The sequence below is a fragment of the Microbacterium sp. CFSPD4_SD4 genome, from assembly GCF_057364585.1.
Genome location: NZ_JBNFOC010000007.1, coordinates 132565 through 152450 on the forward strand (window position 1 = coordinate 132565; position 19886 = coordinate 152450).

General features: G+C 65.9%; 25 protein-coding genes. 16 read left to right on the forward strand and 9 right to left on the reverse strand.

The annotated features are described in order from the left end of the window. Positions 1-90: 90 nt before the first annotated feature. The 3 genes from AC2W7E_RS11970 to AC2W7E_RS11980 are packed head-to-tail and all read left to right on the forward strand — an operon-like array spanning position 91 to position 5988. Complete coding sequence (locus AC2W7E_RS11970) at positions 91-1659, forward strand: type I restriction-modification system subunit M (RefSeq protein ID WP_060921309.1); 1569 nt, start codon at positions 91-93, stop codon at positions 1657-1659. A gap of 49 nt (positions 1660-1708) precedes the next feature. Further along, the gene (locus AC2W7E_RS11975) at positions 1709-2887 is read left to right on the forward strand and encodes a restriction endonuclease subunit S (protein WP_485989181.1); all 1179 of its coding nucleotides are present in this window, start codon (positions 1709-1711) and stop codon (positions 2885-2887) included. After that, positions 2884-5988 (forward strand): type I restriction endonuclease subunit R, encoded by a 3105-nt coding sequence (locus AC2W7E_RS11980; RefSeq protein WP_485989182.1) that lies wholly within the window; start codon positions 2884-2886, stop codon positions 5986-5988. Before AC2W7E_RS11975 ends, AC2W7E_RS11980 begins: the two co-directional genes overlap by 4 nt. A gap of 76 nt (positions 5989-6064) precedes the next feature. On the opposite strand, the gene AC2W7E_RS11985 is transcribed toward AC2W7E_RS11980, so the two are convergent. Next, positions 6065-6682 carry a MerR family transcriptional regulator gene (locus AC2W7E_RS11985; RefSeq protein ID WP_485989183.1) on the reverse strand — a complete coding sequence of 206 codons (618 nt, stop codon included), beginning with the start codon at positions 6680-6682 and terminating at the stop codon, positions 6065-6067. A gap of 70 nt (positions 6683-6752) precedes the next feature. Here AC2W7E_RS11985 and AC2W7E_RS11990 point away from each other — a divergent pair, with 70 nt between their 5' ends. Next, positions 6753-7271: a monooxygenase family protein gene (locus AC2W7E_RS11990; protein WP_485989184.1), complete on the forward strand. Its 519-nt coding sequence runs from the start codon at positions 6753-6755 to the stop codon at positions 7269-7271. Positions 7272-7283: 12 nt separating this feature from the next. Here AC2W7E_RS11990 and AC2W7E_RS11995 read toward each other — a convergent pair whose 3' ends face one another. Continuing rightward, positions 7284-7457 (reverse strand): hypothetical protein, encoded by a 174-nt coding sequence (locus AC2W7E_RS11995; protein ID WP_157544415.1) that lies wholly within the window; start codon positions 7455-7457, stop codon positions 7284-7286. A gap of 271 nt (positions 7458-7728) precedes the next feature. Between AC2W7E_RS11995 and AC2W7E_RS12000 the strand changes: the two genes are divergently transcribed. The 7 genes from AC2W7E_RS12000 to AC2W7E_RS12030 all read left to right on the forward strand — a co-directional run bounded on the left by AC2W7E_RS12000 (position 7729) and on the right by AC2W7E_RS12030 (position 12024). Then, positions 7729-7929: a hypothetical protein gene (locus tag AC2W7E_RS12000; protein WP_485989185.1), complete on the forward strand. Its 201-nt coding sequence runs from the start codon at positions 7729-7731 to the stop codon at positions 7927-7929. Then, the gene (locus AC2W7E_RS12005; RefSeq protein WP_485989186.1) at positions 7926-8570 is read left to right on the forward strand and encodes a hypothetical protein; all 645 of its coding nucleotides are present in this window, start codon (positions 7926-7928) and stop codon (positions 8568-8570) included. The genes AC2W7E_RS12000 and AC2W7E_RS12005 overlap by 4 nt, the downstream gene beginning before the upstream one ends. Before the next feature lie 10 nt (positions 8571-8580). Continuing rightward, positions 8581-8811, forward strand: a complete 231-nt coding sequence (locus tag AC2W7E_RS12010; protein ID WP_060921304.1) for a hypothetical protein — start codon at positions 8581-8583, stop codon at positions 8809-8811. A 661-nt stretch (positions 8812-9472) separates the two neighbouring features. After that, the gene (locus AC2W7E_RS12015) at positions 9473-9943 is read left to right on the forward strand and encodes a hypothetical protein (protein ID WP_485989187.1); all 471 of its coding nucleotides are present in this window, start codon (positions 9473-9475) and stop codon (positions 9941-9943) included. A gap of 277 nt (positions 9944-10220) precedes the next feature. Next, positions 10221-11240 carry a DUF2599 domain-containing protein gene (locus AC2W7E_RS12020; protein ID WP_485989188.1) on the forward strand — a complete coding sequence of 340 codons (1020 nt, stop codon included), beginning with the start codon at positions 10221-10223 and terminating at the stop codon, positions 11238-11240. A gap of 32 nt (positions 11241-11272) precedes the next feature. After that, entirely contained in the window at positions 11273-11458 is a 186-nt protein-coding gene (locus tag AC2W7E_RS12025; RefSeq protein WP_485989189.1) for a hypothetical protein, read from the forward strand. Positions 11459-11577: 119 nt separating this feature from the next. Further along, positions 11578-12024, forward strand: a complete 447-nt coding sequence (locus tag AC2W7E_RS12030) for a GNAT family N-acetyltransferase (protein ID WP_485989190.1) — start codon at positions 11578-11580, stop codon at positions 12022-12024. Positions 12025-12209: 185 nt separating this feature from the next. On the opposite strand, the gene AC2W7E_RS12035 is transcribed toward AC2W7E_RS12030, so the two are convergent. After that, complete coding sequence (locus AC2W7E_RS12035; protein ID WP_485989191.1) at positions 12210-12488, reverse strand: hypothetical protein; 279 nt, start codon at positions 12486-12488, stop codon at positions 12210-12212. A gap of 197 nt (positions 12489-12685) precedes the next feature. Then, positions 12686-13255 carry a TetR/AcrR family transcriptional regulator gene (locus AC2W7E_RS12040; RefSeq protein ID WP_485989192.1) on the reverse strand — a complete coding sequence of 190 codons (570 nt, stop codon included), beginning with the start codon at positions 13253-13255 and terminating at the stop codon, positions 12686-12688. 87 nt (positions 13256-13342) lie between these two features. Between AC2W7E_RS12040 and AC2W7E_RS12045 the strand changes: the two genes are divergently transcribed. Further along, a complete protein-coding gene (locus AC2W7E_RS12045; protein ID WP_485989194.1) occupies positions 13343-14344 on the forward strand; it encodes an SDR family NAD(P)-dependent oxidoreductase in 1002 nt (333 codons plus the stop codon). Between the two features lie 62 nt (positions 14345-14406). On the opposite strand, the gene AC2W7E_RS12050 is transcribed toward AC2W7E_RS12045, so the two are convergent. Then, a complete protein-coding gene (locus tag AC2W7E_RS12050; RefSeq protein WP_485989195.1) occupies positions 14407-14739 on the reverse strand; it encodes a hypothetical protein in 333 nt (110 codons plus the stop codon). A gap of 236 nt (positions 14740-14975) precedes the next feature. On the opposite strand from AC2W7E_RS12050, the gene AC2W7E_RS12055 reads away from it, so the two are divergent. Next, a complete protein-coding gene (locus AC2W7E_RS12055) occupies positions 14976-15353 on the forward strand; it encodes a VOC family protein (RefSeq protein ID WP_315108529.1) in 378 nt (125 codons plus the stop codon). A 381-nt stretch (positions 15354-15734) separates the two neighbouring features. Here the strand turns inward: AC2W7E_RS12055 and AC2W7E_RS12060 are convergent, their stop codons facing one another. From AC2W7E_RS12060 to AC2W7E_RS12075, 4 genes are all read right to left on the reverse strand, one after another. Beyond that, positions 15735-15899 carry a hypothetical protein gene (locus AC2W7E_RS12060; protein ID WP_157544407.1) on the reverse strand — a complete coding sequence of 55 codons (165 nt, stop codon included), beginning with the start codon at positions 15897-15899 and terminating at the stop codon, positions 15735-15737. A 390-nt stretch (positions 15900-16289) separates the two neighbouring features. Beyond that, positions 16290-17012 (reverse strand): 3-keto-5-aminohexanoate cleavage protein, encoded by a 723-nt coding sequence (locus AC2W7E_RS12065; RefSeq protein WP_485989196.1) that lies wholly within the window; start codon positions 17010-17012, stop codon positions 16290-16292. A 7-nt stretch (positions 17013-17019) separates the two neighbouring features. Next, entirely contained in the window at positions 17020-17247 is a 228-nt protein-coding gene (locus AC2W7E_RS12070) for a hypothetical protein (protein WP_485989198.1), read from the reverse strand. Positions 17248-17523: 276 nt separating this feature from the next. Then, complete coding sequence (locus AC2W7E_RS12075; protein ID WP_485989200.1) at positions 17524-17964, reverse strand: VOC family protein; 441 nt, start codon at positions 17962-17964, stop codon at positions 17524-17526. Positions 17965-18063: 99 nt separating this feature from the next. On the opposite strand from AC2W7E_RS12075, the gene AC2W7E_RS12080 reads away from it, so the two are divergent. The 3 genes from AC2W7E_RS12080 (at position 18064) to AC2W7E_RS12090 (ending at position 19793) form a co-directional block, all read left to right on the forward strand. Next, positions 18064-19014: a helix-turn-helix transcriptional regulator gene (locus AC2W7E_RS12080; protein WP_485989201.1), complete on the forward strand. Its 951-nt coding sequence runs from the start codon at positions 18064-18066 to the stop codon at positions 19012-19014. 138 nt (positions 19015-19152) lie between these two features. Next, on the forward strand, positions 19153-19416 hold the full coding sequence (locus AC2W7E_RS12085; RefSeq protein ID WP_485989202.1) for a type II toxin-antitoxin system Phd/YefM family antitoxin: 264 nt from the start codon (positions 19153-19155) through the stop codon (positions 19414-19416). Next, positions 19413-19793: a PIN domain-containing protein gene (locus tag AC2W7E_RS12090; RefSeq protein ID WP_247641750.1), complete on the forward strand. Its 381-nt coding sequence runs from the start codon at positions 19413-19415 to the stop codon at positions 19791-19793. Before AC2W7E_RS12085 ends, AC2W7E_RS12090 begins: the two co-directional genes overlap by 4 nt. The last annotated feature ends 93 nt before the right edge of the window (positions 19794-19886 follow it).

Sequence of the window (19886 nt, forward strand, 5' to 3'; positions counted from 1 at the left end):
GGCGCTCCCGCCGGGTGTCGGCATAGACCGATAGCTTTGGGGTGAGCGTGACTATACGAATCGCGCCACGCTGCGCAGGAGACAAACACCATGGCACCGACCACCAAAGAAGGCCAGCGAGCCGAGCTACACAAGACGATCTGGCGGATCGCGAACGATCTTCGTGGATCCGTCGACGGCTGGGACTTCAAGTCCTACGTGCTCGGCATGCTCTTCTACCGATTCATCTCCGAGAACCTGACGGCATATATCAACAAGGGCGAGCACGAGGCGGGCGACGCTGAGTTTGACTACGCCCGGCTCCCGGACGCTGCTGCCGAGTTCGGTCGGGCAGAGACGGTGGCCGAGAAAGGCTTCTACATCGTCCCGTCGGAGCTCTTCGCGAACGTCCGCACCCGGGCGGCGTCGGATGAGAACCTCAATGAGACTCTGGAGCGGGTCTTCAAGAACATCGAGGGCTCGGCACTCGGCACGGACAGCGAAGACGACTTGAAGGGGCTTTTCGACGACCTCGACGTCAACAGCAACAAACTCGGCGCGACGGTGCCGAAGCGAAACAAGACGCTGGTCAAGCTGCTGGATGCCATCGGCGACCTGCCACTCGGCGATCTGCAGGACAACTCGATCGACCTGTTCGGCGACGCCTACGAGTACCTCATGCAGATGTACGCGGCGAACGCCGGAAAGTCGGGCGGCGAGTACTACACGCCGCAGGAGGTCTCTGAGCTGTTGGCACGCATCACGGTGCTCGGCAAGACGACGGTGAACAAGGTCTACGACCCGGCCGCCGGTTCCGGTTCGCTGCTGCTGAAGTTCGCGAAGGTATTGGGTAAAGAGAACGTCCGTGACGGCTTCTACGGTCAAGAGATAAACCTGACGACGTACAACCTCGCGCGGATCAACATGTTCCTCCACGACATCAACTACGCCGATTTCAACCTCGCGCACGGCGACACCCTTATCGACCCCGCGCATTGGGACGACGAGCCTTTCGAGGCGATCGTGTCCAATCCGCCGTATTCGATCAGGTGGGATGGTGACGCGAACCCGCTTCTCATCAACGACGAGCGCTTCGCGCCGGCCGGTGTACTCGCACCGAAGTCGAAGGCTGACCTTGCCTTCACGATGCACATCCTCAGCTGGCTCGCCGTGAACGGCACCGCGGCGATCGTCGAGTTCCCCGGAGTGCTGTACCGCGGCGGCGCGGAGCAGAAGATCCGCAAGTACCTCATCGACAACAACTACGTCGACGCCGTGATTCAGCTGCCACCGGACCTCTTCTTCGGCACAACTATCGCGACCTGCATCATCGTGCTCAAGAAGTCCAAGACAGACAACTCCGTCCTTTTCATCGATGCCTCGGCAGAGTTCACTCGTGCTGGCAACAAGAACAAGCTGACGCCCGATCACCAGCAGAACATTCTGACGACCCTCGAAGGTCGCGTCGAGACAGCGCACTACTCCACACTGGTATCGAACGCTGACATCGCTGCCAACGGCTATAACATCGCCGTCTCCTCGTACGTCGAAGCTGAAGACACCCGCGCGGCTGTCGACATCACGACGCTGAACACTGAGATCGCGCGGATCGTGGCACGCCAGGCGGAGCTCCGGATTTCGATCGATGCGATCGTTGCGGATCTGGAGGGCTCTGAATGAGCCGCATCGATGAACTGCTCAGCGAACTGACCCGCGGGGGGTTCAGTTCATGGCGATTCGCGAGATTTCAGGCAAGAGCTCGAAGATCAAGTGGGCGAATACTGGAGACGAGGAGTTTCGGTACATCGACCTGACTTCAGTAGATCGAGTGACGCGGCGCATCCGAGACACAGCGACGATTAACGCAGACGATGCACCGAGCCGAGCGCAGCAGATCGTGCGCACCGGCGACGTGATCTTTGCTACCACGCGCCCGGCGCAGATGCGCTGGGCGGTTATTCCGCCGGACTACGACCGTCAGATCGCAAGCACGGGATACTGCGTAATCCGGCCCGATACCTCGATCGTGCTCACGAACTTCCTCGCGCACCTTCTCGGGACTGATGCCTTCCGCCGATACATTGAGGCGAATCAGATTGCAGGCAACTATCCGTCTATTCCGGACAATCGAGTTCGGGATTTTCGAATCCCCGTTCCGCCACTCCAAGTGCAGCGCGAGATCGTGACGGTACTGGATCAGTTCGCAAAGTTGGAAGCTGAGCTGGAGGCGGAGCTGGAGGCGGAGCTGGAGGCTCGTCGGCAGCAGTACGCCTACTATCGCTCCGCGCTACTCGCCCCCAACACGTCAAGCCTTGTCGAGTGGTCAACCCTCGGTAACGTATCGACACGGGTATCCTCAGGCGCAACCCCGAAGGCGGGTGCCGACAAATACTATGACGGCGGCACGATTCCTTGGCTACGCACCGGTGAGGTGACGTTTGGGGAGATCTGGGAGACTGAGATGCGGATCACCGAGCGTGCGCTCAAGGAGACCGGAGCATCCTGGATCCGTGAGAACTGCGTGATCGTTGCAATCTCCGGTGCAACCGCAGGACGGTCTGCCATCAACAAGATCCCGCTGGCGACGAATCAGCACTGCTGCAACCTGCAAATCGACGAGTCGCTCGCCGATTATCGCTACGTGTTCTATTGGGTGAGCGCGAACTACGAGGAGCTCAAAGCGCTCGGGCGTGGCGCGCGGGCCGACCTCAACGCTCAGATCATCAAGGACTTTCCAATTCCGCTGCCATCGCTTGATGAGCAGCGACGGATCGTTGATGTTCTCGACAAATTCAACAAACTCGTCAACGACCTCAGCTTCGGTCTCCCCGCCGAGCTCGCCGCTCGTCGCAAACAATACGAGTACTACCGTGACAAGCTCCTGACGTTCCCGGAGGCGGCATCATGAGTGACGCGCCTGGCCGCAAGTACGATCCGATCGCCGTCTCGGCGGAGAGCACAGTCGTTGCCGAGTACGTCCCCGATTCCACCCAGGCGACGGCTTACCAGTCGGAGGCTGACCTCGAGCGCGAGATGATCCGCCTCCTCCAGTCGCAGGCTTACGAGTACCTTCCGATTACGACCGAAGCGCAGCTCATCGCGAACCTGCGCACGCAGCTGGAGTCCCTGAACGCCATCACATTCACCGACGCGGAGTGGGACGACTTCTTTAGGAACAAGGTCGCGAGCCAGAACGACGGCATCGCCGAGAAGACGATCCGCGTCCAGGAGGATCGAGTTCAGATCCTGACGCGCGAAGACGGTTCAACGAAGAACGTGATGCTCATCGACAAGAAGAACATCCATAACAACCGTCTGCAGGTCATCAACCAGTACGAGATCGGGCAGAACGAGGGTGGCGCGAAGCACGCCAACCGCTACGACGTGACGGTGCTCGTCAACGGCCTTCCGATGGTTCACATCGAGCTCAAACGCCGCGGCGTCGACATTCGCGAGGCCTTCAATCAGATCAACCGTTACCAACGGAACAGCTTTTGGGCCGGTTCGGGTCTCTTCGAGTACGTCCAGCTCTTCGTGATCAGCAACGGCACGCTGACGAAGTACTACTCCAACACCACTCGCAACCGCCACATCGACGAGAACAAGAAGAGCTCGGGAAGCAAGAAGAAGACCAGCAACAGCTTCGAGTTCACGTCGTGGTGGGCGGACGCGCAGAACCGACCGATTCAGGAACTCACTGCATTCGTGAAGACCTTTTTCGCGAAGCATGCGCTGCTGAACGTCCTCACCAAATACTGCGTGCTCACGGTCGACCGCGACCTGCTGGTCATGCGCCCCTACCAGATCGTTGCGACCGAGCGGATCCTGCAGCGCATCGACATCGCCACAAACTACAAGCGCCTCGGCACCGTGGACGCCGGCGGCTACGTCTGGCACACCACCGGGTCGGGTAAGACCCTTACCTCGTTCAAGACGGCGCAGCTCGCATCGAAACTTTCCAGCGTCGACAAGGTGCTGTTCGTCGTTGACCGTAAGGATCTCGACTACCAGACAATGCGCGAGTACGACCGATTCGAGAAGGGCGCCGCGAACTCGAACGCGTCGACGGCTGTACTGAAGAAGCAGCTCGAAGACTCGAACGCGCGAATCATCATCACAACGATCCAGAAGCTCTCGAACTTCATCCGCGCAAATAAGGGTCATGAGATCTACTCGGGGCACGTTGTGATCATTTTCGACGAGTGTCACCGTTCGCAGTTCGGCGACATGCACACCGACATCACACGGGCGTTCAAGCGCTACAACCTCTTCGGGTTCACCGGCACCCCGATCTTCGCCGCGAACTCAGGAACGGGCGGCAACCCGCACCTCAAGACCACCGAACAGGCATTCGGCGACAAGCTGCACACCTACACGATCGTCGACGCGATCACAGACAAGAACGTCCTGCCATTCCGGGTCGACTACATCAATACCGTCAAGATCGGCGACCCAGACGACAAGCAAGTGTCGTCCATCGATACCGAGAAAGCACTCCTCGACTCACGGCGCATCAGCGAGATCGTCAAGTACACGCTTGAGCACTTCGATCAGAAGACAAAGCGTGCTTCGAGCTACGAACACTCCGTCGTCACGAACGTCGCTGAGTCGGTCCGCAGCGGTCGGCGTGCTGAGGCGTTGCGCGAGAAGAAGCGTGTCCGCGGCTTCAATGCGATCTTCGCGACCGCATCGATCGAGGCCGCCCGCCGCTACTACAACCATTTCCAGATTCAGCAACAGGACCTGACGCCGGATCGTCGCCTGAAGGTCGGCATCATCTTCTCGTACGGCGCCAACGACGCGCCGGATGAGGACATCCTCGACGATGAGGCGTTCGATACGGATGCGCTCTCAACCGACAATCGTGAATTCCTGGAAGATGCCATCCAGGACTACAACGACATGTTCGGGACGAGCTACGACACGAGTGCGGACAAGTTCCAGAACTTCTACAAGGACCTGTCGCAGCGGATGAAGAACCGCGAGATCGATCTGGTCATCGTCGTCAACATGTTCTTGACCGGCTTCGATGCCACCACGCTGAACACGCTGTTCGTCGACAAGAACCTCCGGTCCCACGGCCTCATCCAGGCGTACTCGCGCACCAACCGCATCTTGAACTCCGTCAAGACCTACGGCAACATCGTCTCGTTCCGAAATCTCGAGGATGCGACGAACGCTGCCCTCGAACTGTTCGGCAACAAGGATGCCCGCGGAGTCGTTCTCCTCAAGCCCTACCAGGACTACTACGGCGACTATGTCGAGAAGGTCTCGGAGCTCCTGCAGCGGTTCCCGCTCGGCACCCAGATCATCGGAGAGTCTGCACAGAAGGATTTCATCGCTCTGTTCGGCGCCATCCTTCGGCTCCAGAACATCCTCACCTCCTTCGATGACTTCGCCGGTCAGGATCCGCTGTCCGAGCGGCAGGCGCAGGACTATCGCAGCTGGTATCTGGACTTCTATGCCGAGTTCCGCAGGGACCGCGACTCCGACCGGGAGCTCATCAACGACGACGTCGTGTTCGAGATCGAGCTGATCAAACAAGTTGAGATCAACGTCGACTACATCCTGATGCTTGTCGAGAAGTACCGCGCCGGCTTTGGAGATGGCGAGGACAAGGAGATTCGTGCCGAGATCTCCCGCGCGGTCGATGCCAGCCCGAGCCTGCGGAGCAAGCGCGACCTTGTCGAGGACTTTGTTGACTCCGTCTCTGCGACCGGCCCCGTCGACGAACAATGGAAGGCCTTCGTGGCGGCGAAGCGCGACGCCGAGCTTGAGACGCTGATCACCGCTCAGAAGCTCCGTCCCGATGAAACGCGTGCTTTCATCGAGGCATCGTTTCGTGATGGCCAACTTCGAACGACGGGGACCGCCATCACGAAGATCCTTCCACCGGTATCGCGGTTCGCTCCCGAGGGCGGGCATGGCGAGAAGAAGCGGACTGCCATCGAGGCGCTTGCGCGCTTCTTCGATCGGTTCTTCGGGCTGAGCTCGGGGAGCGACGCTTGAGGCCTAGCAATCCCGCGGACGCATCTTCTTCCCGGTATCCGTCCGCAGTGCGGTCGGAGAACCAGAAGTACGATTGCTAGCTGCCCGTAGGGCCACCAAACCGCTCCCCTGAGCTCACCTGCTGCGCCACCCGCCGCAACGCCAACAACAACGGCTCCACCAACACCGACCCCAGCACCACGTACCGCACCGCAACCTCCGCAGACTCCTCCGGCACCCCCGCGATCTCCGCCTCCGCGATCCGCCGCGCACTCGCGAGGTACTCCGCCATCACCGCCTCCGGTACCGTGAACCCGACGCGCTCCAGCCCCTGGAGCGCCCGCGCGACCGCGTTCAGCACCGCGGGGTCGCACATCCCGGGCTTCCATCCGAGCCGCGCGGCGAGCGCCTCGGCGCCGGCGAGGTCCAAAGACTCATCGGTCGGCGGAGTGATCGCGGCATGCGCGGTCCCCAACAGCTCGTGCGGGTTCGCGGGCGGATCATCCAGCGCCGCGACCACCCGTCGCGTCTCGGCGATGCTCACGCCTGCGTCGAGCAGTGCCCGGATGACGCGCAGCCGCTCGACGTGCTTCTCGCCGTACGAGGCCTGCGTCGCGGAGGTGCGCTCCCCCTCGGGCAGCAGCCCCTCGCGTAGGTAGTACTTGATCGTCGGCACGGTCACGCCGGTCTGCGCTGACAGTTCGGAAATCCTCATGGCCACCTCTTGACTTCGATAGTAGCGCTATCCATTATGGATAGCATCGCTATCCAGTTGAGGAGTCGCCATGTCGAAAGTCGTCACGGGCCGCATGACCCACCGCCACGAGGGCGAGCTCGTCGTGTTCCACATCGGGATGCAGATCAACCGATGGTGGCGCCCCGACCTGTGGCTGCCGGCGTTCGTCGCCATGCCGCGCATGCTCCGCGAGCTCAGCACCGAGCCCGACCCCGGTCTGCTCGGCTACCAGCTCCTCCTCGGATCGGGCGGGCCCTACGTCGTGCAGTTCTGGTCGTCCGTCGACAAGCTCTACGCCTATGCCTCGAACCCGGACCAGCAGCATCGTCCGGCATGGACGGCCTTCAACCGCGCCGCCCGCAAGGCTCCGGGAGCGGTCGGCGTGTGGCACGAGACATTCCTCGTCGACACCGCCGAGAGCGTGTACGTCTCGACGAAGCGCATGGGCCTCGCAGCCGCGACGGAGCACGTTCCCGTACCGCGACGCCACCACCGTGCGCAGGCGCGATTCACGGACGGACGGACAGTGGCACCCGCGGCAGCGCCCGCGCACGACCCAACGGCGTGAGGCAGGTCGCGCTCAACGTCCGGACGGACGGCGAGGTGCGGATGGCATGCGCCCCCGGCCACGGCTCCGGCGACGCGCGATCACTCGCGCCACCGCGCGCACGAGCAGGAACGCGAGCACGAGGATCACGACCGCGACCGCTGCGGTGATGGCGAACCCGGTCCAGCTGAAGAACGACGCGTCCATGCCTGGATCCTAGCGCTCCGCATGCTCCTGGGCAGGTCCCTCGAATATATTGCATACGTCGTCGTATGAGGTCTTCAATTGGTCACAGGCGGGCAATTGATCTGATCGGAGAGAACGTGCGCAACACCTCAGACTCGCCAGCCTGCTCACCGCTGCGATCGTCGGCTCATCATCCCTCGCAACCGTCCCGGCCGCCTCCGCGGATACCGGTGCGGACGGAACCGACCTCGCGACCGAGGAGATCGTCGCGCTGGTCACGGAGGTCGCGCCCGTGCCCATCACCGCTGCCCAAACGACCGAGAGTTACGAGCAGATCGTGGCCACCCTCGACGGCGGCGGAAAGGCCACGATTGCCGCGGCACCGGACGACGGGATCTCCGTCCTCTTGCCCGACGGTGAGGAAACGATGTCCGTGTCGCTCCCGGCGCTGGCCACCTTGATGACGCGACCGTCGGAGAGGACGGGTCAGTGACCTATCTCGGCGACGCGAACACGCCATCGATCAACGTCATCGCCGGCGAGGAGGAGATTCGCGCGAGCGCGATCATTAGCGATGCCTCGCAGACCGAGCGCTTCGAGTACGACTTCGGCGGAGGGGTGTCGGTCGAGATCCAGCAGGACGGGAGTGCGATCGCCTTTACGGCCGAAGAGGTCACCGACCCAGACACCGGCGTGACGTCCCTTGTCGAGAAGATCGTCGCCGACGTCGCGGTGCCATGGGCGCGGGATGCCGCCGGCGTCAACGTGCCGACACGATACGAGTCATCCGGATCGGCTCTGATCCAGGTCGTCGAGCACCGCGGCGGCGACTACGCGTACCCGATCGTCGCGGACCCGACGTTCGACCGCCCCAACTTCTTCCAGTACCGCATGCGATTCAACCGAGCGGAGACGGCCATCATCTATGACAAAGGCCTTGGCGCACTCGGAGGGCTCGCGTGCGGGACCATGGCACCCGTCTGCCTCCTCGCCGCGGGATCACTGGTGTGGAACGCTGGCATCGCTGAGAAGTCCCGACCGAAGAAGTGTGTGCAGGTGACGGCGACCCAGCCCTATGTCGTCCCCGGTCTCGTCTGGTGGGTCGATACCTACCGCGGCGGACCTTGCCGGTGAGGAACAGACGATGAAGCCCACGTGGTTCTCAACGATCACACGCCCTCGAAGCCATCTCATCGCGACCCTGTGCGTATGGGGCTGGTTCCTTGCGGTGCTCGTGGGAGCGAACTCCGTGCCCCAGCTCGCTCCGGCGCTCGAAGCGACTGCGGCGACGGGCGCCGCGGTGTGGTTCGGCGCGATGATGAAGCGATATCACGACGCGCGCCAGGATGGCACGCCGCCCGGCCCCGCGCCGTGAGCCACGGCCGGGCTGCTGTACGAGAGCGCGACGCTGCCGGCGCACCGCCAACTTGGCCTGGGCAGCCACAAGGGGATCTACCGGGATCCGCGTAAGTGGCACATCCGTCTCTACCTATCGAGCGCCGCCAGCGCCGCGGCACGAAGGAACCCCAATGTTCGGAAACGTCTTCGCGGTCACCGTCATCCTTTTCTGGTTCGTCGTCGTCGGCGGTGTGGGGTACGCCATGTACTTCATGGGAAGAGCGGCCTACCGTCAACTTCGACACAACTCTCGTCACGATGTCGAGCAGGAGCGACGTGGGCGCCCGGATCTTCGTTGATGAGCCGCCCAGAATCGACCGCTTGAGGTTCTCGATGGTCTCGCAACGCCGTCAGAACCTCGTCGCAACGCTCAGCATGTGGAGCATCTTCGCATTGAGCCTCGTCGCGATCCTGACATCCTGCTCTCCGGAGGAAGCGCCACCTTCGACCGCCTCCTTCGCACGGACATCCGCGACGATCGTCCAGCCGACCAACGCGACCTATCCGATCAACCTGATCTTCGTCGCCGAGCCCGACGACGCGATCTGGACCCACCTCACCGGCATCGTGCTCTCGGACGACTTCTCACTCCCGCCGGGCGGCTTCACCGTCGTCCGCGGAGATGGCACCAACGGGTCATGCTCGGGAACGTCACCTTCACCGTCGACGTTCCCGCCACCGTGCTGTCGTTCCGTACGGTCGGCCTCGTCTTCGCAGGCTCGTCGACGATCACTCAGGTGCCCGTGGGCGGCTGGTCGCTGAGGGGCGCGCCGGCCGACGACTTCGCCTCCGCAGATGCCGGTGCGGACGTGGTCGGGATGCCGAGGTGCACGACGGCCGACTTCCCCGTTCCTGAGGCGGTGGCGTCGGTCCAGCGCTTCGACCCGGGCTCCCCAGACGTCCACGCAGAGGAGGTCGCATTTGACACCCGATCGCACAGCGTCACAGCGGAACTCGCGTGCGAAGGAGACTTCGACTTCCGCGTCATGAGCCCGTCCATCGACTACACGGACGACAGTGGCAGGGCGCGCACCGCTCGCCTCGCGCCCGTGGCGATCGGCTTTCAGGACGTCACCGATGCGGACCTGCAACGCATCGCGCGACGTTGACGCATACGTCTTTCGCTCGCACCGAACTACACGAGAAGGGAGCCACCATGTTCGTCGGCCAAAAGCCCAGCCCCAGACACTGTCCAGGTCACTGCCACCCAGCCGTATGTGGTTCCGGGCTTGGTGTGGTGGGTCGACACGTACCGAGGAGTCCCTGCAGATGAGAGATGCGCACCCCCGCTCTCCGACACGGCCTGTCCGCCTAAAGGAGGACAGAAATGGCTCGCCCGTCCAGGGTAACGTCTTACACGTCGGCGGGATGATCAGCGAAGGAGCAATGATGAACATCGCCGAGAACATGAGCGAGGCGGGAAGTGGCACAAGCATCCACAGGCCGACACTCGTCGCGCTGCCAGGGCATGCCGCTCTCCTTGTCGTCGCCGTCGCAGCCTCGTCCGTCGGTGCCGCGTCTCCCGCAATGGCAGCTGACCCCATCGACGATCTCAGCACACTCGAGATCATCGAATCGGCCACTCCGGGGACGGAGAACGCGGAGGTGCTCGCCGTGCAAGAGAGCGCGAACACCGCGGACTACTTCGCGGACATCCCCGAGAGGGACACGGTCATCACGATTCCAGGAGATGCCTCGGCGGGCGTCGCACTGGATCAGGGCGGCGACGTCGTGACCGTCGGGCTCCCCAACGCTTCGGAGGCTGCGCGTGGCATTGCTGATGCAGACGGCCTCGTCCACTTCAACAACGCCGATGGATCCACCACCGTCCCCCTGGTTCGCGAAGACGGGGTCGTGCAGATCACGACCATCATCGAGACCGCATCAGCCCCGGCTGTCTTCGAGTATCCGATCGCCGTTGCCGACGGCGGCCAGCTCGTCGACGCAGGAGACGGATTCTTCGCCGTTCTTGACGAGGCTGGACAGCCGGCAGCGATGATCGATCCGGCCTGGGCAAAGGACGCCAACGGTCGCGACGTGCCCACCTGGTACGAGCAGCAGGGGAACACGCTAGTGCAGGTCGTGGAGCACAGGTCAGACTTCGCGTATCCGGTCGTTGCGGACCCTGCTGTCCGGGGAAACCTCATCACCGACGTGAAGCTCAGCTGGAGCCGCTACGGCACCACCGTTGGAGTCACCCCTCGCTCCGGCTGGGCGATCACGCCGTTCTCCAATTGGTGGGCGGAATACAAGCTCTGGGTGAGTGCGCAGTACGAGGGCAACAAGTTCTATAGCCAGCTTCGGTGCCACGTCGACATCGCCCCTTTCAAGTCGCCCTGGAACCTCGACGCTTGGCGGCCTGACGTAAGGTACAGCGACGTCTTGGCGGCAGGATGCAACCCGTAGGAGCGATTGTGAAGCAACGAACGAGACGAGCGATGGTCAGCATTGGATTCGTCGGTGCCGGCGTCATCGTCCTCGCCATCGTCATGGCGATTGCTGAGGGCTACATCTCAGACGCGGAGCACACGACTGGCAACCTCGCACCTGCTGCTCTGACTGGCCTGCTCGGCGCATGCCTCATGCTCGTCGGCTTCGGGAGCATTCTCTTCCGAAAAGAGTGACTAGGGGACTACAGCTCAGCTCGTTCGGCCCCGCTACCCGTAAGGGTGGCGGGGCCTTCTCCTGCCCGCACACCGTTCGTGGCACGGCGATCCGCTCCGAATCGGGCTACCGTACCGAGATGGACGAGTCACTCCTGACCATCGAATCGTTGCGCGAACTCACGGACGCGGATGCCGAAGCAATTGCATCGCTCCTGGTGCAGCTCTCCGCATCCGCAGCATTCGATCGCGCTCGAACCGAGGCGGTCATCGCACACGAGGCGACGGAGCTCCTGGTGGCGCGTGACTCTGGGCGCATCGTCGGCACCGCCACTCTCGTGACCGCGCCTTCCCTGACCGGGCTCCGCGGGCACGTCGAAGATGTCGTGGTCGACGAGGCGGAACGGGGGCGCGGCATCGCGCGACTCCTCCTGGGGCACGTGACGCAGCTTGCCCAAGAGCGCGGACTCCGGACGCTCGATCTCACCTCCCGCCCGTCCCGAGAGTCTGCACTGCGGCTGTACGAGTCCGTCGGGTTCCGCAGGCGTGAGACGAACGTGCTCCGATTCAGCCCGACCGCGGACTAGTCACGCCGCGATCCCCCGCAGCAACCGCACCACCGTCTCCTTGGTCGAGATGTGGCGGTCTCGCGGGCTGGTCCGCTTCCAGGTGGCGGAGGGCGACTTCTCAGCCCGCGCAGGTCAGACCGCGGCCGGCGGCACCGTCAAGACGTCACCGCCACACTCGTCGCCGGCATCACACGCCGCCCGGGTCATGGTTTCTGTCGTGAATTGCGCACGGACACCGAGCGATTGGTGAGGTTGACGCCGATCGTAAAGGCAAGGAGCCCGATCACGAGGTACACGGGAAGCGCATCTCCAGCCGGGCTGTCGAGGTTGCCCGACGAGCCGAACCACGCCAGGACCCCGAACCACACCAGAACGGGAACGATGGCGAGAAGAGTGCCGAGCTTCCTGCCGGCCCGCCCCACCAACGTCCCCCAGACAAGAAGAGCTACGCCCACCGCGACAAAAAGCATGATGTCCACCACTAGCAGTTCCTCACCCACGGCCACCACACGCCCGCCGGCCCCGACACGATGCCGCGGGATAGCGTTCGCTATGTCGTGCGACACATAGAAGCATACATATGAGGTCACAGCCGATGTTCTCGACTCGGAATGTCCGGCGAGTGCAGGAGCGAGAACCACGACCATGGCGCCTCACCGCGATCCAGCGAGAGACTCGGCTATGCCGCGATCCCCCGCAGCAACCGCACCACCGTCTCCTCCACCCGCTCCGCGCTCAACGGCTGCCCGATCAGGGCGGAGTACGAGGCGATCGCGATGAACTCGTCGGCGACCGCGGCGGCATCCACGTCGGCCCGTACATCTCCGTCCGCCCGTCCGCGCGCCACCCGCTCCGACACCCACTCCCGGATCGGTGCCGCCAGCCGCTCGTTCAACACCAGCCCCAGCTCCGGGTCGGCCGCCGTGACCTCGATGAGCGCCCGCGCGAGCGACACACCCTCGGGCCGAGCGAGCCCCGCGGACACCGACGTGAACCATGCGCGCAGGTCCGCGCCGAGGTCGTCCGTCATGGGCACGACGACATCCGCACCAGGGACCGCGCCTTCGAGCAGCGCTTCCCCGAGGATCGCGGCCTTCGACAGCCACCACCGGTAGATCGTCTGCTTCGACACCTCCGCCTCAGCCGCAAGACCCTCGATCGTCACGGCCTCGTACCCGTCTGCGGCGAGCGCGCGACGCATCGCCTCCAGCACGGACTGGCGGGCCTTTTCACTGCGAGGACGGGGCACCTTTCGAGCGTACAGAGGCGTACACTGGAACATAAGTAGACGCACCGTTGCGAAACTACGACGGAAACCCGAGCAAGGAGAAAGAGCATGGCCCTCACCGCACACTCCACCATCGGCGACTGGATGAACGACCCCACCGGCGGCCCGCTCATCCGGGGCCTGTTCGAGCAGACGGGCGCCGACCCCGAGCTCCTGACCCCCGTGCTCGGACTCCCCCTGCATCAGCTCGTCGCCATGAGCCAGGGCCAGCTCCCGCAGTCGGTCGTCGACGACCTCGTGCGCGCCGCGAACAACGGCGAGATCCCGGAGGACGACGCCTCCGAGGGCTGGACCGAGAAGGTCACCTCCGGCCGCTTCGCCGGCAAGACCGTCATCGTCACCGGCGCCGCGTCCGGCATCGGCAAGGCCACCGCCTCGCGCATCGCCCGGGAAGGCGGTCGCGTGATCGCCAGCGACATCGCCGCCGAGAAGCTCGACGCCCTCAAGGCCGAGCTGCCGGACGCCGACATCGTCACGGTCGCGGGCGACCTCACCAAGCAGGACGCGATCGACGCCGTCGTCGCCGCCGCGGGCGATCGCATCGACGGGCTCGCGAACGTCGCCGGCATCAACGACGACTTCTCCCCCGCAGGCGAGACGCCGGATGCCGTGTGGGACCGCGTCATCGCGATCAACCTCACCGCGCCGTTCAAGCTGATGCGCGCGGTCCTCCCCGTCATGGAGAAGGCCGGCCGCGGCGCGATCCTCAACGTGTCGAGCGAGGCGGGCCTGCGCGGCAACGCCTCGGGCAACGCCTACACGGCCAGCAAGCACGGCATCATCGGCGTCACCAAGTCGGCCGCCTTCATGTACGGGCCGAAGGGCATCCGCGTGAACTCCGTCGCCCCGGGCGGCGTCGCCACCGGCATCCCGATGCCCCCGCACATGTCCGAGTACGGCTCCGGCCGCCTCGCCCCGTTCCAGCAGGCCATCCCGACCGTCGCGACCGCTGAGCACCTTGCCGCATCGATCACCTTCCTGCTCTCGGACGACGCCGTGAACATCAACGGCGCCATCCTCGCCTCCGACGGCGGCTGGTCCGTGCAGTAACGCGACTCCATGGAACCGACGCCCCCGCCGACCCGAACGGCGGGGGCATTCTCCCTCTGGGGTCAGCGCTTCTGCGACAGGACCGCGGTGGCGAGGGCGGTGGCGATGACGCCGAGCGCGCCCACGCCGAGGAGCACGAGGCCCGCGGGCCAGACCTCTCGCGTGAAGACGTCGTAGCTGTCGCTGTACTCGACGATGTGCTCGACCGTCCCGACCCCCGTGAGACTGATGCCGACGATCAGGGCGACGACGGACACGCCCCACGCGACGATCCATCCGAGGCGGTTCGCGGCCAGCCGTCGCCGCTCCGCGCGCTCGGCCTCATCGGTCCCGAGCACGATGCCCGACCGCGCGCCGTCATCGGTCTCGTGCGTCACCTCGGATGTGGTCTCCATGGCCGCACGATATCGGACGGGGTCGGTTCCGGCGGGATGCCGGTCACACCACTCCGACACGACACCGGCGGAGTGGGCTGCGGTCGCCCAGGGCGCACGTGTCGCCGTCACCTCCACCGACCAGCACGGCGCGCCCCGGAGCCGGTGATCGCCCCACCGCCCCGTTGCGGAAGCTGATCCCGCGCGGCGGCGCAAGCCCCTCCGCGGACACCCTCCCTCGCCGTACCCTCGCGGGCATGTTGAAGATCGTGTCGATCGTGATCCGCGTAGACGACCTCCCGGCCCAGACTGCGTTCTGGAAGGCAGCCCTCGACTACGTCGAACGAGACCCCGCGGAGGACGACTGGGTCGTACTCAAACCCCGCGACGCCGACGCACCGTGCATCGCGCTCGACGCGCACCACTCGGAGCGTGTGCTGCCCCCGCGCATCCACCTCGACATCTACGCGGAGGACCAGGCTGCCGAGGTGGAGCGCCTCGCCGGGCTCGGAGCACGGGAGGTCCACTGGAACGGTCGGCCCGACGACGCCGACTACATCATCATGGAAGACCCCGAGGGGAACCGCTTCTGCATCGTGGACCGTCCCGGCTGGGGCGGGTGGAGTGCCGGGTAGTCCGGAGCGTTCGTGCAGGACCCTGCGGGTGCGGAGTGCGAAAACGTTCCGGGGCGGGCGAGCTGAGGGGCATTACTGCATCCGCACCGGGGCAGCGTGGCGCGTAAGCCGTTGGCGAGTGCGAAAACGTTCCGGAGCGGGCGAGGCCAGGGACGTTTTCGCACTCGCACCGGGGCAGAGTGGCGCGCACGTCGTTGGCAAGTGCGAAAGCCTTCCGGTACTCGCGGGGCCCGGGACGTTTCTGCACCCGCACCGGCGTCCCGGACGGGCACCCGTGCAGGTAAGGGCAGAAACGTGCCGGAGCCGGGTGGCGGGAGGAGCGGTTCTGCACCTGCGCTCGGCGTCAGGGGCGAGGCGTGCGAGGTCGCTGGACGCGAAGGATCAGGGGGTATCCGGCGCGGTGGTGCGCTCCGCGGCGAGGGCGCGGCGATGCGCCGTCAGCGCCGCCCGGACCGCCGAGTAGATGATCAGCCACAGGAGCAGCAGCGCGAGGAGCGGGACGACCACGTAGACGAGAAGGAAGAAGACGGAGGCACCGGCGAACATCGCTCCAGCGTAGGGGCGGTCGCCCCCGGGAGGGCGCCGACATGGATCGGAGCGCCCTCCGAAGCGGAGTGCAAGAACGGACCGGAACCGGCGACAGGAGGTGCGATTCTGCGCCCGCACTCAAGGGGCCGGGAGTGCCCCCGCAGTGCGGAGTGCAAGAACGGACCGATGCGCGCCACGCGAAGGGCGGTTCGCACCCCGCGGCGGCGCGTATGCGAACCGTGATGGAGAGTGCGAAAACGAGCGGGAGTTCGCGCGGTGAGGCCCGGTTCTGCACTCGCACGAGCGGGGCCTGAGATGTGGAGTGCGAAAAGGGACCGGAAACCGCGGAGAAAGGAACGCTTCTGCGCACGCACTGGCGCGACGCACCGGCGCCGCGCGAGGGCCGGACTAAGCGCGGGGGAGGCGGGCGCGGGCGGCGCGGACGAGGGCGGCGTTGCTCGGGGCGTCGGCGCCGTCCGGCAGGAGGAGCGTGTCCTCCAGGCCGATCCGCGTGTCGAGGTCGAGCTCCCCGGCGAGGTCGAGGGCGGGCCAGGCCGACAGCTCCTCACCGTGCAGCAGGATCGGCAGGTCGGGCTCCTCGCGCGCCACGTGGGCGATGAGTCCTTCGGCGTGCGGACGGACGACGTCGGCGGCCTCCGCGGCAAGCTCGACCAGCACGCGCAGGCAGGCCCCACGGACCGGGGAGACCCGCCAGGCCTCGAGCCCTGCCGCGTCCCAGATACCCGCTTCCACACCGATCCCCCGTCGATGCAGCGCCGCCGCCACCTCGTCCGCCCCGGCCTCGTGCCAGTTCACGGAGGCATAGTCGGGGAGTTCCGTCCAGCCCTCGATCGCCTCGAGGCGCCTCGACACGTCCGGTTCGGCCCAGGCGCCGGTCGTCACTCCCACGAGCACTCCCGGCGCCGCGGCACGGACGGCTCCGAGCCACCGCCGCACATCCTCGGGCGCCAGGGAGTCGCGGCCGGCGGCGTCCTTCGCATGCACGTGGATCTCTGCGGCACCAGCATCCACGGCCGCCGCGGCGTCCTGGGCCACCACCGTCTCGTCGGCGCTCAGCCACGGATGCTCCGCGACATCCCTGGCACCGTTCACGCAGACCTGCAGGATCATCCGCGACTCACCACATGAGGTCGCGCGGGTGGGCCTCATTCGGGGCCACGGCGTCGGACGGCCCCTCCTCGGTGCGCACGAAATGCTGCACCTGACGCGCTGTCGCCGCGCCACGGCCGACCTTCACCGCCTCCTCCATCGACTCGAAGCTGCTGCCCAGCGTGTGCGACTCGCCCTGGATCCGGTTGAACCAGATGCCGTTGCGCGAGAACGTCTCGATGTCTCCTGCGGCCATGCCCTGCCTTTCGTCTCCTCCTTTCTACGTCAGGCGACCGACGACGAAGAGGCCCTTGACATGTCATGTCGCCCACGGGCGCCGGCCCACCCCCTGCCGTGCATCCCGGCCCGTTATGGACGGGCGCAAGGGGCCGGGTCGACCGCAAGAGGCCGGGTCGAGTGCAGGAGGCATGCCGCTCGTTGACCCACCCCCTTCCGCGCATCCCGGCCCGTTGCGAACGGGCGCAAGGGGCCGGGTCGACCGCATGGGGCCGGGTCGAGCATCCAAACGGGGTCAGGCGACGTCGAGCACCCAGGTCACGCCGAAGCGGTCGGTGAGCATGCCGAAACCGGCCGACCACGCGGAGGCGGCGAGGGGCTCGACCACCGTCGCGCCCTCGACGAGAGCGTCCCAGACGGGCTGCAGCTCATCCAGGGAGTCCGCCCGCAGCGACTGGAAGAAGGAGCGGTCCGTGATCGTCGTCCCGTTCTCGCGACGGGTGGTGCCGGCAGTCGCGGCCGTGTCGTCCGCGCCCGGGATGTCGTACGCCATCAGCCGCACGGGCCCGTCGAGCTGCCCGAACACGAGCTTGTCGAACCCGGGAACGCCCTCCGGCATCCCGAACTGTCCGTAGGTTGCCGCGGTCACCTCGCCGCCGAAGACCGACCGGTAGAAGTCGAGGGCCTCCCGAGCCGTGCCGCGGAAGTTGAGGTGGGTGGTGGTCGTGAGAGTCATGGTGTCCTCCGTGTCCCGGTCCGCCGATCGGACCGTGTGACCCCACCCTCACAGCAGTAGAGGTCTGTTTCTGTCCGCTTCCTCGCACAGAATGGAGCCATGACCGGAAGCTCGTCGCGGATGCTCGCGCTGCTGTCCCTGCTGCAGGCGACACGGGACTGGCCGGGCGGGGAGCTCGCCGACCGCCTCGGCGTCACACCGCGCACGGTGCGCCGCGACGTCGATCGGCTGCGCACGCTCGGCTACCGCATCGAATCGAGCAAGGGCCCGTACGGCGGCTATCGCCTCGAAGCGGGGTCGGATATGCCGCCGCTCCTGTTCGACGACGAGCAGGCGGTGGCGATCGCCGTGGCCCTGCAGAGTGCGAGCGCGACCGGGGTCGAGGTCACCGAGGCCGCTCAGCGCGCTCTCGCGACCGTCCGTCAGGTCATGCCCTCGCGCCTGCGCCACCGCATCGACGGGATCCGCTTCGACGGAGCACCCGCCGAGGTCCGCGCCGAGCCGGCCGTGCTGGAGGCGGCGAGCGCGGCGGTACGCGACCGGAAGGTGCTCCGCTTCGACTACGGCTCCGAGCGGGACCGCCCGCCACGGCGCACGGAGCCCCATGCCATCGTGGCGCGGGAAGGCCGCTGGTACCTGCTGGCCTGGGACCTCGACGCGACCGACTGGCGCACGTACCGCCTCGATCGACTGCGGCCCCGCACGCCGACCGGGCCCTCCTTCACGCCGCGGCCTCTCCCCGCCGCGGACGCGCAGACCTTCCTCGCCGCCCGCGCCAAGGGCTCGACGACCGAGGACCGCTGGCCGTGCACGGGGATGGTGGACATCGCACTGCCCGCGAGGGAGGTGGCGCCGTGGGTCGGAGACGGCGCTGTGGTGCCGCTGTCGGAGGACTCGTGCCGGGTCACGGTCGGCTCCTGGTCATGGACGGGTGTGCTCGCCGCGGTGGCCCGGTTCGACGCGCCGTTCACGGTGGTCCGGCCCGAGGCCCTGCGCGAAGCGGCGGGGATGCTGGCGCAGCGGTTCGCGGCAGCGCACTCCTCCTCCTGACGCCGCCCTTCAGGAGAATTATCCAGAGCCTTCGGGGAGATCCGTCCGTGCGGCCTCGCAACGTCGCCGAGCGATGGTTCACTGGACCCACGAATCGGAGAACTAGTAGTTCTACTACTTTGGATCTACCCTGAGGAGATGGGCACCGTGTCGAAGACCGATCTGAATCAGCAGACCGCGCGGGTGCTGGCGCGCGTCACCGCCGGCGAACACCTGACCGTGACAGACCGCGGGCGCCCGATCGCCGAGCTGTCGCCGCCCGCCGAGACGGCATGGACGCGCATGATCGCCAACGGGCGGGTGACGCTGCCCCGCGCGAGCGGTCCGCTCCGCCGCGCCCCCGTGCCGGACTCGCTGTCCGTGACGGAGATCCTCGACGAGCTTCGGGCCGACCGGTCGTGATCTACCTCGACACCTCAGCGGCTGCGAAGGCACTCATCGAGGAAGAGGGGTCGGAAGCGGTCGTCCGCGCCTTCGCGGACGGCAGCGAGTTCGTCTCCTCGCGCCTCCTCGCCGTGGAGCTGCACGCGATCGCCGACCGCCGTTCCCTCGACCGCGAAGCCGTCGTCGACCTCCTCGACCGCGTCGCGCTCGTCTCCCTCGACGACGAGACGCTGACCGCGGCCATCCGGGCAGGCTCAGGGCTCCGCACTCTGGACGCTCTCCACCTCGCCGCCGCGCTCGAACTCGGCGACGTGGTCACGGCGCTCCTCACCTTCGACCGCGAGCTGGCCGCCGCCGCACGCGCGCAGGGCCTGACCATCGCCGAGCTGCCATGACGCCGCCGCCTTCCCGTCCTGACGCCGTCCGACGGCACGCACGAGAGAACGGCCCCGACCGCGCCGGTAGACTGAACACGCCCCGCCGGCCCC

What these genes read in the sequence shown, in the direction of transcription:
- AC2W7E_RS12075 (WP_485989200.1), bottom strand. Translation starts at nt 17,964, where the DNA reads ATGACTCTCACGACCACCACCCACCTCAACTTCCGCGGCACGGCTCGG.
- AC2W7E_RS11985 (WP_485989183.1), bottom strand. Translation starts at nt 6,682, where the DNA reads ATGAGGATTTCCGAACTGTCAGCGCAGACCGGCGTGACCGTGCCGACG.
- AC2W7E_RS12060 (WP_157544407.1), bottom strand. Translation starts at nt 15,899, where the DNA reads ATGTTCGCCGGTGCCTCCGTCTTCTTCCTTCTCGTCTACGTGGTCGTC.
- AC2W7E_RS12085 (WP_485989202.1), top strand. Translation starts at nt 19,153, where the DNA reads ATGGGCACCGTGTCGAAGACCGATCTGAATCAGCAGACCGCGCGGGTG.
- AC2W7E_RS11990 (WP_485989184.1), top strand. Translation starts at nt 6,753, where the DNA reads ATGTCGAAAGTCGTCACGGGCCGCATGACCCACCGCCACGAGGGCGAG.
- AC2W7E_RS12055 (WP_315108529.1), top strand. Translation starts at nt 14,976, where the DNA reads ATGTTGAAGATCGTGTCGATCGTGATCCGCGTAGACGACCTCCCGGCC.
- AC2W7E_RS12070 (WP_485989198.1), bottom strand. Translation starts at nt 17,247, where the DNA reads ATGGCCGCAGGAGACATCGAGACGTTCTCGCGCAACGGCATCTGGTTC.
- AC2W7E_RS12050 (WP_485989195.1), bottom strand. Translation starts at nt 14,739, where the DNA reads ATGGAGACCACATCCGAGGTGACGCACGAGACCGATGACGGCGCGCGG.
- AC2W7E_RS12020 (WP_485989188.1), top strand. Translation starts at nt 10,221, where the DNA reads ATGATGAACATCGCCGAGAACATGAGCGAGGCGGGAAGTGGCACAAGC.
- AC2W7E_RS12065 (WP_485989196.1), bottom strand. Translation starts at nt 17,012, where the DNA reads ATGATCCTGCAGGTCTGCGTGAACGGTGCCAGGGATGTCGCGGAGCAT.
- AC2W7E_RS11975 (WP_485989181.1), top strand. Translation starts at nt 1,709, where the DNA reads ATGGCGATTCGCGAGATTTCAGGCAAGAGCTCGAAGATCAAGTGGGCG.
- AC2W7E_RS11970 (WP_060921309.1), top strand. Translation starts at nt 91, where the DNA reads ATGGCACCGACCACCAAAGAAGGCCAGCGAGCCGAGCTACACAAGACG.
- AC2W7E_RS11995 (WP_157544415.1), bottom strand. Translation starts at nt 7,457, where the DNA reads ATGGACGCGTCGTTCTTCAGCTGGACCGGGTTCGCCATCACCGCAGCG.
- AC2W7E_RS11980 (WP_485989182.1), top strand. Translation starts at nt 2,884, where the DNA reads ATGAGTGACGCGCCTGGCCGCAAGTACGATCCGATCGCCGTCTCGGCG.
- AC2W7E_RS12025 (WP_485989189.1), top strand. Translation starts at nt 11,273, where the DNA reads ATGGTCAGCATTGGATTCGTCGGTGCCGGCGTCATCGTCCTCGCCATC.
- AC2W7E_RS12045 (WP_485989194.1), top strand. Translation starts at nt 13,343, where the DNA reads ATGGCCCTCACCGCACACTCCACCATCGGCGACTGGATGAACGACCCC.
- AC2W7E_RS12030 (WP_485989190.1), top strand. Translation starts at nt 11,578, where the DNA reads ATGGACGAGTCACTCCTGACCATCGAATCGTTGCGCGAACTCACGGAC.
- AC2W7E_RS12080 (WP_485989201.1), top strand. Translation starts at nt 18,064, where the DNA reads ATGACCGGAAGCTCGTCGCGGATGCTCGCGCTGCTGTCCCTGCTGCAG.
- AC2W7E_RS12015 (WP_485989187.1), top strand. Translation starts at nt 9,473, where the DNA reads ATGCTCGGGAACGTCACCTTCACCGTCGACGTTCCCGCCACCGTGCTG.
- AC2W7E_RS12010 (WP_060921304.1), top strand. Translation starts at nt 8,581, where the DNA reads ATGAAGCCCACGTGGTTCTCAACGATCACACGCCCTCGAAGCCATCTC.